The following is a 10858-nucleotide window of genomic DNA, read 5'->3' as shown; positions in this document are numbered from 1 at the left end:
CACCGTCAGCTCGACCACGCCGAGCCCCGAGCCGAGATGGCCGCCGGTGATCGAGACCGCGTCGATCATCTCGGCGCGCACCGCCTCCGCCACCGCCGGCAGCTCCGATTCGGAAAGACGCCGCAGCGCGGCCGGGTTCGGGACACGATCCAGCAACGCCGATTGCTCAGGTGATATCGCCAATGGTCGCATCCGCTCGTTCGAGTGTGGCGACGGCCGCTTCGCGTGCCCTCGGCCCTCGCGATGCAGGCACCCGGAGGTCCGCGTTCATGCTAGAACCCGCCCGTCCGCCGCTGTCATGATAGTGCCAGTTACGGATGATCGGCGCCCCGATCAATGTCAGGGCGTCGTTTTTTTCAGTTACGTGCCCTCACCGCCACAAGAGGTCCGCCTTTGAGTCCGGCTCGTCTGTGCACAATCCTGCTCACGCTGGCGATTACGGGTAACAGCCAGGCTTACGCCGAGCCCCGACCGCTGGATGGCAACCTGGACTTCCTCTGCAACTTCCTCGGCGATTGCCCGCCGCGGCTCGCCCCCGGCGGCCCGGATCGCGACGCGCGGCCCTTCACGGGGAACCTCGGCCGCCCCTGCGCGTGGCGGGACCGCCCGACGCCGGAGGGCGTGCGGCGGGTGCGCGTGTGCTGGTGAGCCCGCTGCGGGGTCGCTTTGCCGCGGCCCTGGTCCTCATCGCGGTCTCCGCCCCGGCCGCGCCGGCCGCGGAGGTCTGCCCGGCCCTGTTCGCCGACGGGCAGGCGCCGGTCCTGACCAACCCCAAGCTCGCGGCGCGCACGGTTCCGCTCTGCTTCGAGGCCTTCGCGGTGCTCCATTCGGGGGTGACGCGCACGCCGCTCTACGCGGCGGAGCATCTGACCCGCGCCAGCGTGGCCGATGCCCGGACGGTGGCCCGGGACGATTCCTTCCACGAGGAGACCCGGCTGCCCGCGGATGAGCGCGCCGCGCTGGAGGATTACGTCCGCAGCGGCTACGACCGGGGCCACCTCGCGCCGGCGGGCGACATGCCGACGCTGAGCGCCCAAGCCGAATCCTTCAGCCTCGCCAACATCGTGCCGCAGAACCGGGTCCTCAATCGCGGCCTCTGGGCCGATATCGAGGAGAGCACGCGGCGGCTCGCGACCCGGCGCGGCTCGATCTTCGTGGTGACCGGGGTGATCTTCTCCGGGGACGCAGTCCAGCAGATCAAGGGCGGCGTGCTGGTGCCGACCCAGCTGTTCAAGGCGCTCTACGACCCGGCGAGCGGCGAGGCCGGCGCCTACATCGCCCGCAACGACGAATCCCGGGACTGGCACGCGGTCTCGATCGACGAACTGCGCGGCCAAGCCGGGATCGACGCCTTCCCGGGGCTGCCGGCCGGCGCCCGGGCCACCGCGATGACGCTTCCGGACCCCCACGGCTCCGCGCGCGCCGAGGAGCGCCACCCCCGCCACGAGCCGACGTGGCAGGACTGGCTCCAGCGCGAACTCCACCGCGCCCTGCGCAAGTTCGTCCGCGACGTGCTGCACGCGATCTTCTGAGGGGGATTTTTTTATGCCCGAGGACAAACACCGCGCCAAAGCCCAGCCCCCGCCCGACGCCTTCACGCCCTTCGCGGACGATGCCCGGGTGCGCAATATCGGCGCCCTTTGCTTCGAGAACGGAACCGACCGGATCGCCCTGCACGGCTCCCTCGACCTGACCCGGGACAAGATCGGCCTCGCCCAGGCGCGCCTGCTCAAGCAGACGCTCGACGCCATCGTGAAGGCTCTGGAGGGCGAGGAACTGCCCGAGGCTTTGGCCGAAGCCCCCGAGGCGGCCCCGAAATCGGTCCCGAACCCGTTCGCCTGAGCGGGGCCGCGCGGAGACCGAGCCGGCATCCTTGCCGCGTCCCGGCGGGCCTGATAGTCGAACAGCGTGATTCCTATATCGTCGGGGCGTGCGTACAGGACGGGGGATGGGCCCCGCGCCTGCCCCGTGCCGCTGGCACGCACCGCGCACCCCGCACACCACGCCGAGGATTTCCGCGATGGCTCGCGAATTCATCTATCACATGCGGGGCCTGACCAAGGCCTATACCGGCGGCAAGAAGGTCCTGGATAGCGTCAACCTGTCCTTCTACCCGGACGCCAAGATCGGCGTGCTCGGCATCAACGGCTCCGGCAAGTCGACCCTGCTCAAGATCATGGCGGGCCTCGACAAGGACTTCACCGGCGACGGCTGGGTGGCCCAGGGCGCCCGCGTCGGCTACCTGCCGCAGGAGCCCCAGCTCGATCCGAACAAGAGCGTCCGCGAGAACGTGATGGAGGGTGTGGCCGAGAAGCAGGCGATGCTCGACCGCTACAACGAACTCGCCATGAACTACTCGGAGGAGACGGCCGACGAGATGACCGAGCTCCAGGACCGGATCGAGTCGCTGGGCCTCTGGGAACTCGATTCGAAGATCGATCAGGCCATGGAGGCGCTGGGCTGCCCGAGCGACGAGCAGCCGGTCGCGACCCTCTCGGGCGGCGAGCGCCGCCGCATCGCGCTGTGTCGCCTGCTCCTCTGGGAGCCGGAGCTGCTGCTCCTCGACGAGCCGACCAACCACCTCGACGCCGAGACGGTGAACTGGCTCGAAGGCCATCTGCGTCAGTATCCGGGCGCGATCCTGATCGTGACCCACGACCGCTACTTCCTCGACAACGTGACGAGCTGGATCCTGGAGCTCGACCGCGGCAAGGGCATCCCCTACGAGGGCAACTACTCGGCCTGGCTGGTCCAGAAGCAGAAGCGCCTGGAGCAGGAGGGCCGCGAGGACATGGTCCGGCAGCGCTCGATCGCGCGCGAGCAGGAATGGATCGCCGCCTCCCCGAAGGCGCGCCAGTCAAAGTCGAAAGCCCGCATCACCCGCTACGAGGAGTTGGTCGCCAAGCAGGCGCAGAAGGTCGACGCCTCGGCCCAGATCGTCATCCCGATCGACGAGCGCCTGGGCAACAACGTCATCGAGTTCGAGCACCTCAACAAGGCGTTCGGCGACCGGCTGCTGATCGAGGACCTTTCGTTCAAGCTGCCGCCCGGCGGCATCGTCGGGGTGATCGGCCCGAACGGGGCCGGCAAGACCACCCTGTTCAAGATGATCACCGGACAGGAGAAGCCGGACGGCGGCAAGATCGATATCGGCGAGACGGTCAAGCTCGGCTACGTCGACCAGTCGCGCGACGCCCTCGATCCGAACGCCACGGTCTGGCAGGAGGTCTCGGGCGGCAACGACATCATCTATTTCAACAAGCGCGAGATCAATTCGCGCGCCTATTGTGCGGCCTTCGCGTTCAAGGGGCCCGACCAGCAGAAGAAGGTCGGCACCCTGTCGGGCGGCGAGCGCAACCGGGTGCACCTCGCCCGGACCCTGAAGGGCGGCGCCAACGTGCTGCTCCTCGACGAGCCGACCAACGACCTCGACATGGAGACCCTGCGCGCCCTCGAGGACGCGCTGGAGGATTACGCCGGCTGCGCGGTGATCATCAGCCACGATCGCTGGTTCCTGAACCGGATCGCGACCCACATCCTCGCCTTCGAGGGCGACAGCCATGTGGAGTGGTTCGAGGGCAACTTCTCCGAGTACGAGGCCGACAAGGTCCGGCGGCTCGGGGCCGATTCGATCATGCCGAAGAAGATCAAGTACAAGCGGTTCTCGCGCTGAAGCGGTGCGGCCGGATCACCCGAGCCGCACCCGCGCCTCCGCCAGGATCACCGACAGGCTCTGCTCGAGGGGGATGACCGGCCTCCAGCCCGTCGCCGCCATGAAGGCCGCCGGATCGCAGCCCTGGGCGCGGGTACTCGTGTCCCGCACCCGGTCGGGCATGACCCGGACCGTGAAGGTCGCGTTCGTCCTATCGCGTAACACATTGAGGATCCCGGAGACCGGGGTCACGGTGCCCGATCCGACATTGTAGATGCTGCCATCCGGCAGATCCGCGAGCCGCTCGGTCAGACATAGGCACGCGGCGGTGAAATCTGCCACATCGAAGAAGTCGCGTCCCGCAGAGAGGTCGCCGACCTCCAGGTACGGGGGCGCGAGCCCGCGCTCGATGCGGGCGATCTGGCTGGCCAGGGAAGCGGCGACGAAGGTCTCGGCCTGCCCCGGCCCGATGTAATTCGATGGCCGGAGCACGAGGTGCTTCACCCCGGCATTCGCCAGCACGTCGCGCAGGATGTACTCGCAGGCGGTCTTGGTCCGCCCCGAGATGGTGTCGGGCCGCGGGGTCACGCCCTCGTCCGGGCGCGGCCGGACCCGGAAGGCCTCGCCGTAGACGACGCTCGCGCTCAGGAACACGAGGGTCGCGCCCGATTTCGCCAGCGCCTCGGCGAGGTTCAGGGTGCCGAGGAGATCCGCCCGCCAGGCATAGGACGGGGTCTCGCTCGATTGCGCGACCGAGGCCAGGGCCGCGAGGTGGAACACCAGGGTCGGATCGAACGCCGCCACCGCCGCGGCGAGCCGGCCGGCATCGAACGGGTCGACGACGAGGAACGTCACGCCGTCGAGCGGCGGTTGCGGCGCCCGGTCGATGCCCAGGATGCGGCTGTCGGATGGCAAGTCCCGCCGCAACGCCTCGAGTAGGCGGCGGCCGAGATAATCTCCGGCTCCGGTGACGAGGACGCGCATGAACCCTGCCCCTGCCCAACACCGTCGCTGACGGACGGATGCGATCCGCCGCGTCTATATCGCCCCCGCGCGGCATCGGACAGGCCTCGCTCCGGGCATCATCAGCGGCCTGCATCCGTCCGACGGTGAACAAAGACGCGTGATCGGCGCAGTCTCCGGCAGCGGTCGCGTTGCACTGCGATATTCTAGCGCCATCTCCGACCGCGGCGTACCCGATGATGACCTGATTTGACGAGCATCGACCATCGCGAAGGTCCGGCCGCCAGCGACGTCCCACGCCCGGCCGCTGCGCCTTCGACCGGTCCCGCGAAGCCAATCCGGGATGCGCGGGTCGACGTGCTGCGCGGGCTCGCGCTGCTGACGATCTTCATCGATCACATCCCGCGCAACGCCCCGGCGCTGTTCACGCTGCACAATTTCGGCTTCTCGGACGCGGCCGAGATCTTCGTTCTGCTCGCCGGCTACTCGTCGATGATCGCCTATGGCGGCCTGTTCCGCCGGGCCGGAGCCTGGAAGGCGCTGGCGCGGATCGCCCGGCGCTGCCTGCGGATCTACCTGTTCCAGGCGGGGCTGCTGATCGCCACGCTGATCATCGTCCGGATCTGGATGGATCTTACCGGGCTCACGCCGCGCTTCGGGGTCGCGCCCCTGCTGCAGATGGGCCTCGTGCCCGGCCTGCTGCGCGGGCTCGCGCTGAACGCGCTGCCGAACTACCTAGACATCCTGCCGCTCTACATCCTGCTGCTCGCCGTGTTCCCGCTCGTCTATCTCGGGATACGGCGCGGCGTCTGGTGGGCGCTGGTGCTGTCCGGCGCATTGTGGCTCGTGGCAAACGTCGATCATCAGCTCAACCTGCCGAACGCCGCCGCGGTCGATGACGGGTGGTACTTCAACCCGTTCGCATGGCAGTTCCTGTTCGTGATCGGGGCCGCGCTGGCGCTCGTGGTCCGAGCCGGAGACGGGCTGCTGCCCTGGCGCAACTGGGCTGCGGCGGCGGCCGGTGCCTATCTCGGCTTCGCGCTGCTGCAGGGCGGGTCCTGGGCCGACTGGGGCCTGCCGGATCTCCGACCGCTCGCCATCGAGGCGCCCGACAAGAGCCATGTCGGCCCCCTGCGCCTGCTCGACATCCTCGCGTTGATGTACCTGTTCCTCAGCGCACCCGCGGTGGCGCGCCTCTGCCGGTCGCGCCGGCTCCGGTCGATCGACGCCTGCGGCCGGCATTCGTTGGAGATCTTCGCGGCCGGCTGCCTGGCGGCGCTCATCGGCCGCATCCTCTACAGGACGTTCGACGCCACATGGCCGCTCCAGATCGCGGTCAATGGCGGCGGCCTCGCGGTGATGCTGGGGCTCGCGCATCTGCTGGATACGCGGGCGCGGCACAGGGAAGCCGGCGGCCGGGTGGAGAGATGAGGACGGACGATGCCGCCGATGCGCCGCAAGGGCGACCTTCCGCAGAAGGTCTGCGAGCAGTGCGGCAAGCCGTTCGCGTGGCGGAAGAAATGGGCGCGCGTCTGGGACGAGGTGCGCTACTGCTCGGACCGCTGCCGGGCGGAGGCCCGCACGCCGCGCCGGTATACCGAGGCGGGGGGCTGACCGGTTAGGTCAGGGCGGCGAGCGCGGCCGGCGTGTCGATGTCGAGACCCGTGGCAGCGTCGCCCGGGATTTCCAGCACGTCCGCCCGGCCCCGGAGGAGCGGCCCGGCGCCATGGTCGCCGCGCAGTTGCGCGATGTCGGCGCCGAGGCGGCGCAAGTTCAGGAGCACCGGGTTCCCGGAACGCCCGTCCTGCACCGGGACCACAGCGGCCGGCTCAGGCCGCGCATCCGCGAAGGCCGCCACGAGGCGGTCGATATGGGCGGCCGTCACAAGGGGCATGTCGCCCAGCACCACCACGGCGGCGGTGCAGGATCCCGGCAGCGCCGCGAGGCCGGCCCGCAGCGACGTGGCGAGGCCCGCGGCATAAACGGGGTTCTCGACGGAGACTAAGTCGAGACCGTCGAGCGCCGCCCGGACCGCATCCGCGTGCGCGCCCAGCACGGCGATGACCGGACGCGGCCCGGCGCCCAGGCCGGCCTCCGCGGCGTGGCGGACCAGGGGTTTTCCGTCGAGGCGCGCGAGCAGCTTCGGTTCCGGACCGAACCGGGTGCCGCGGCCGGCGGCGAGCAGGATCGTCCCGATCTCAGGCATCGGCCTCGCCGACCGGCTCGCCCCCGGCGCGGGGCTGCGGCCGGGAGACGATCTCCATGAGCAGGCCGCCGACGCCGAGCGCGACGATGTCGGCCCGGGTCACGGTCAGGTCGGCCAGCAGGCGGTGGAGGATCCAGTCGAAGCCGTTCTCCTTCGGCGAGCGCGCGCAGCCCGGGGCACCGATCACCGGGATGCCGCCGCGGTCGCCGACGAGCAGCAGGTTGCCGGGATCGACCGGCATGCCGAGATGCAGAACCCGGCCGCCGGCGGCCCCGATCCCGGCCGGGATGACGTCGCGCCGGTCGGCGATGGCCGAGGCGCCGAACAAAACCACGAGATCGGCCCCGGCACCGTCGATCGCCCCCGCCAGGGCCTCCGCGACGGCCCCGGCCGCGTGCGGCACCCGGGTGTCGACCACGATGGCGGCGCCCGCGGGTGCGAGGCGCTCGGCCAGCACCCGGAGGGTCTTGTCGATCGTCGTCTCCTTGAGGCTCGGCAGCCGGGTCGAGACCACGCCGACCCGGCGGCGGCGATAGGGCGACACCGCGAGCGCACCGCGTCCGGCCGCCGCGCAGGCGCGTTCCAGCACCGCGCCCGGCACCGCGTAGGGGATGATCTTGACGGTCGCCACCATCTCGCCCGCCACCACGGGCTTGAACCGGGGGAGCGTGGCCACCGTGACCGCCTCGTCGACCGCGTTCGCGGCGTCGATCCGGGCCGGGTCCAGGGTCAGCACGCCCGCGGTCTCGGCGAAGAGGTTGCAGCGGCCGGTGAACGGGGCCTCCACGCGCAGGCTCGGGCCGGCCAGGTGCGTGGCGAGGCGCGCGGCGGCGGCGTCCTCGCCGACGTCACCCGGTTCGAGGGCGGCCGCCACGACTTCCGACAGGCCGGAGCGGATGAGGTCCGCCGTCAGATCCTGCGGGATCACCGCGCCCTTGCGCAGGATGACGCCCTCGCGCCGGATGGTGTGGGCGCTGATCAGCCCGGCCGCCTCCGCGACCGGGACGGGACCGAACCTCACGCGACCTCCGGGCGGGGCACGCGGCGCAGGGCGGCGACGACCTCGCCGAGCACGGCGAGCGCGATCTCGGCGGGGCTCACCGCCCCGATGGGCAGCCCGATCGGCGCGCGGATCCGGCCGATCTGCTCGGGTGTGAACCCGGCCTCGGTGAGGCGGGCGACCCGGGCCGCATGGGTCTTCCGGGAGCCGAGGGCGCCGACGTAGAAACACTCGGCAGTGAGCGCCGCCTTCAGCGCCGGATCGTCGATCTTCGGATCGTGCGTCAGGGCGGCGAGCGCGCAGTAGCGGTCGAGGGCCGGCACGCGGGCGCCCAGGACGGCATCCGGCCACTCGGCCACGAGCTCGACGCCCGGAAAGCGCTCCGGCGTGGCGAAGGCGGTGCGGGGATCAATCACCGTCGGCGCGAGGCCGAGCCCGGCCGCCATCGGCGCCATCGCCTGCGAGATGTGGACGGCGCCGATCACCACGAGCCGCACCGGCGGCACATGGACGGTGAGGAAGAGGTTGCGCCCGTCCGCCTCCACGAGGCCGCTCCTGGCCGAAGCGAGATGCTTGGTGAGGCTTGGGCCGAGCGGATCGGCGGCGATCTCCGCCTCCCGCACGAGGCGCTGCGCGCCGTCGGCGATGTCGGTGACCAGGATGGCGGCCCGGCGCGCGGCCCGCTCGGCGTTGAGCGCGGACAGCAGGTCGGCGCGCATCAGTCGACCCGCTCGACGAAGACCCGGATTCGGCCGCCGCAGGACAGGCCGGCCCGCCACGCGGTCTCGTCGGCGACGCCGAACTCGAGGACCCGCGGCGCCCCGGCCTCGATCACCTCGATCGCCTCGGTGATCACCGCACCCTCCACACATCCGCCCGAGACGGAGCCCAAAAAATTGCCCGCGCCGTCGACGACGAGGTGGCTGCCCACGGGGCGCGGGGCCGAGCCCCAGGTCTCGATGACGGTCGCCAGCGCCACGGCGCGGCCGTCGCGCCGCCAGGACTCGGCGGCGGAGAGGATGTCGGTATCGGTGCTGAGCATGGCCTCGAAACGCCTTCGGCCGGCGGGTGCCCCCCGCATCCTACAGGTATGGCCCGGACGGCGCGGTGCAAGGCGCGGCCCCCGGGACGGTGCCATCACGAAGGGATGGCGCGGGGCGGCCGGCTTCCCTACTCTGTGGCTGCAACCCTAGAGCGGAGACGGCCCCCGAGCCATGCCCGGCCTGTCGAACCCACGCGAGCGGATCGGGACGAAAGCGCACGGCTTCGGCAGGGCGCAGCCGCAATCCGTGCGCAGGATGATACGAGCCGGCGGCTGCCGCATCCCCCTCCCCCCTCTGCGGGGGAGGGTGGCCCCTGCGTCAGCAGGGGTTGGGAGAGGGGAACCCGGGTTCAGACAAGGGCGCCGCCTTCAAGACGGGCATAGTTTCGTCCTGCACCGTCGCTCCCCCCTCGCGGGGCTTCGTCCCGACCCGACACCCTTCGGGGGCCACCCTCCCCCACAGAGGGGGAAGGGAGATGCGCGGATTCCATCGCTTCATCCCAATCAAGTCCCGCTGCACATCGCAGTCCCACGGCCGCCCCACCGGCGCACGCGCGCATGAACGCCCCCGACCCGGCCCTCGCGCGGGCGCTGCGCGCCGACCCGCCCCGTTCCGCGCCGCGCCGGCTGTGGAAGCGCGTCAGCCGGGCGATCGGCGATGCTTTGCCGAAGGGCCTCTACGCCCGCTCGCTGATCATCATCATCGCGCCCGTGGTGCTGCTCCAGTCGGTGATCGCCTACACCTTCATGGAGCGGCACTGGCAGCTCGTGACCAAGCGCCTGTCGGCGGCGGTCACCGCCGATGTCGCCGCCCTCATCGACATCTACGAGAGCTATCCGCAGGACAAGGATGCCGACACCCTCTCGCGCATCGCCGGGGAGCGGCTGAACCTCGACCTCGACATCCTGAAAGGGGCCAAGCTGCCGCCGCCGGGGCCGCGGCCATTCTTCTCGATCCTCGACGAGGCCCTCTCGGACGAGATCCAGCGCCAGATCCGCCGGCCGTTCTGGATCGACACGGTCGGCCGCTCGAACCTGATCGAGATCCGGGTGGCGATCCCCGACGGGGTGATGCGCATCACCGCCCGGCGCAGCCAGGCCTACGCGTCGAACTCGCACATCTTCCTGGTCTGGATGATCGGCTCCTCGCTGGTGCTGCTCGGCGTGGCGATCCTGTTCCTGCGCAACCAGATCAAGCCGATCCTGCGGCTCGCCGCCGTCGCGGAGGGGTTCGGCAAGGGCCGCGAGATCGAGTTCCGGCCGCGCGGTGCCCGCGAGGTGCGGCAGGCCGGCCACGCCTTCATCGAGATGAAGCGGCGCATCGAGCGGGCCATGGAGCAGCGCACCGCGATGCTGAACGGCGTCAGCCACGACCTGCGCACGATCCTGACCCGCTTCCGCCTCTCCCTGGCGCTGATCGAGCAGACCGACGAGATCGAGGATCTCAGCCGCGACGTCGACGAGATGAGCCGGATGCTCGAAGGCTACCTCGCCTTCGCGCGGGGCGATTCGGCCGAGCCCGCCACGCCGACCGACATGCGCGCCCTGCTGGAGGACCTGCGCACCGACGTGGAGCGGCTGGGCACCCACGTCTCCGAGGTCGACCTCGCCGGCGCGCCGGAGGTCACCGTGCGCCCGGGGGCCTTCCGGCGCTGCCTGTTCAACCTCGCCTCCAACGCCGCACGCTACGGCGAGACGGTGGCGATCTCCGGCCGGCTGGAGGCCCGGGCCTTCCTCGTCTCGATCGACGACGACGGTCCCGGGATCCCTCCGGAGAGCCGCGAGGCGGTGTTCAAGCCGTTCGTGCGGCTCGACGACGCCCGTCAGGATGCCGGCGGCTCCGGATTGGGACTGGCCATCGCCCGGGACATCGCCCGGGCGCATGGCGGCGACATCACGCTGCAGGACAGCCCGCTCGGCGGCCTGCGGGCCACGGTCCGGGTCCCGGCCTGAGCCGGTTCGGCCCGGAATCCCGGGTTACGCAAGGTCTCGACC

Annotated in this window: 13 protein-coding genes; 7 read left to right on the top strand and 6 right to left on the bottom strand. The window is 71.0% G+C overall.

The window, feature by feature from the left end:
* A partial coding sequence (locus MKK75_RS23885) for a 1-deoxy-D-xylulose-5-phosphate synthase N-terminal domain-containing protein (RefSeq protein WP_244045001.1) occupies positions 1-192 on the bottom strand: 192 nt, incomplete at its 3' end.
* A gap of 201 nt (positions 193-393) precedes the next feature.
* Between MKK75_RS23885 and MKK75_RS23880 the strand changes: the two genes are divergently transcribed.
* From MKK75_RS23880 to ettA, 4 genes are all read left to right on the top strand, one after another.
* Complete coding sequence (locus tag MKK75_RS23880) at positions 394-648, top strand: hypothetical protein (RefSeq protein ID WP_244045000.1); 255 nt, start codon at positions 394-396, stop codon at positions 646-648.
* Positions 639-1532, top strand: a complete 894-nt coding sequence (locus MKK75_RS23875) for a DNA/RNA non-specific endonuclease (protein ID WP_409567606.1) — start codon at positions 639-641, stop codon at positions 1530-1532. The genes MKK75_RS23880 and MKK75_RS23875 overlap by 10 nt, the downstream gene beginning before the upstream one ends.
* A 13-nt stretch (positions 1533-1545) precedes the next feature.
* The gene (locus MKK75_RS23870; RefSeq protein WP_244044999.1) at positions 1546-1842 is read left to right on the top strand and encodes a hypothetical protein; all 297 of its coding nucleotides are present in this window, start codon (positions 1546-1548) and stop codon (positions 1840-1842) included.
* A gap of 178 nt (positions 1843-2020) precedes the next feature.
* Positions 2021-3673 (top strand): energy-dependent translational throttle protein EttA, encoded by a 1653-nt coding sequence (gene ettA / locus MKK75_RS23865; RefSeq protein ID WP_244044998.1) that lies wholly within the window; start codon positions 2021-2023, stop codon positions 3671-3673.
* Between the two features lie 15 nt (positions 3674-3688).
* Here ettA and MKK75_RS23860 read toward each other — a convergent pair whose 3' ends face one another.
* Positions 3689-4636 carry an NAD-dependent epimerase/dehydratase family protein gene (locus tag MKK75_RS23860; RefSeq protein WP_244044997.1) on the bottom strand — a complete coding sequence of 316 codons (948 nt, stop codon included), beginning with the start codon at positions 4634-4636 and terminating at the stop codon, positions 3689-3691.
* 228 nt (positions 4637-4864) lie between these two features.
* On the opposite strand from MKK75_RS23860, the gene MKK75_RS23855 reads away from it, so the two are divergent.
* Positions 4865-6046: an OpgC family protein gene (locus tag MKK75_RS23855; RefSeq protein ID WP_244044996.1), complete on the top strand. Its 1182-nt coding sequence runs from the start codon at positions 4865-4867 to the stop codon at positions 6044-6046.
* 9 nt (positions 6047-6055) lie between these two features.
* The gene (locus tag MKK75_RS23850; RefSeq protein WP_244044995.1) at positions 6056-6229 is read left to right on the top strand and encodes a DUF2256 domain-containing protein; all 174 of its coding nucleotides are present in this window, start codon (positions 6056-6058) and stop codon (positions 6227-6229) included.
* A gap of 4 nt (positions 6230-6233) precedes the next feature.
* On the opposite strand, the gene MKK75_RS23845 is transcribed toward MKK75_RS23850, so the two are convergent.
* From MKK75_RS23845 to MKK75_RS23830, 4 genes are read right to left on the bottom strand one after another with little or no spacing between them, the layout of a single operon-like run.
* The gene (locus MKK75_RS23845; RefSeq protein ID WP_244044994.1) at positions 6234-6821 is read right to left on the bottom strand and encodes an NTP transferase domain-containing protein; all 588 of its coding nucleotides are present in this window, start codon (positions 6819-6821) and stop codon (positions 6234-6236) included.
* Complete coding sequence (locus tag MKK75_RS23840) at positions 6814-7842, bottom strand: molybdopterin-binding protein (RefSeq protein WP_244044993.1); 1029 nt, start codon at positions 7840-7842, stop codon at positions 6814-6816. Before MKK75_RS23840 ends, MKK75_RS23845 begins: the two co-directional genes overlap by 8 nt.
* Positions 7839-8540, bottom strand: coding sequence for an XdhC family protein (locus MKK75_RS23835; protein WP_244044992.1), 702 nt, complete (start codon positions 8538-8540; stop codon positions 7839-7841). Before MKK75_RS23835 ends, MKK75_RS23840 begins: the two co-directional genes overlap by 4 nt.
* Positions 8540-8863 (bottom strand): XdhC family protein, encoded by a 324-nt coding sequence (locus MKK75_RS23830; RefSeq protein WP_244044991.1) that lies wholly within the window; start codon positions 8861-8863, stop codon positions 8540-8542. The genes MKK75_RS23835 and MKK75_RS23830 overlap by 1 nt, the downstream gene beginning before the upstream one ends.
* A gap of 558 nt (positions 8864-9421) precedes the next feature.
* Between MKK75_RS23830 and MKK75_RS23825 the strand changes: the two genes are divergently transcribed.
* Positions 9422-10816, top strand: coding sequence for an ATP-binding protein (locus MKK75_RS23825; protein WP_244044990.1), 1395 nt, complete (start codon positions 9422-9424; stop codon positions 10814-10816).
* The last annotated feature ends 42 nt before the right edge of the window (positions 10817-10858 follow it).

Origin of the sequence: Methylobacterium sp. J-030, assembly GCF_022829545.1 — a bacterium.
GTDB lineage: Bacteria > Pseudomonadota > Alphaproteobacteria > Rhizobiales > Beijerinckiaceae > Methylobacterium.
The sequence above is the reverse complement of the archived record's forward strand: the minus strand, read 5'-3'. Positions and strand labels throughout refer to the sequence as shown.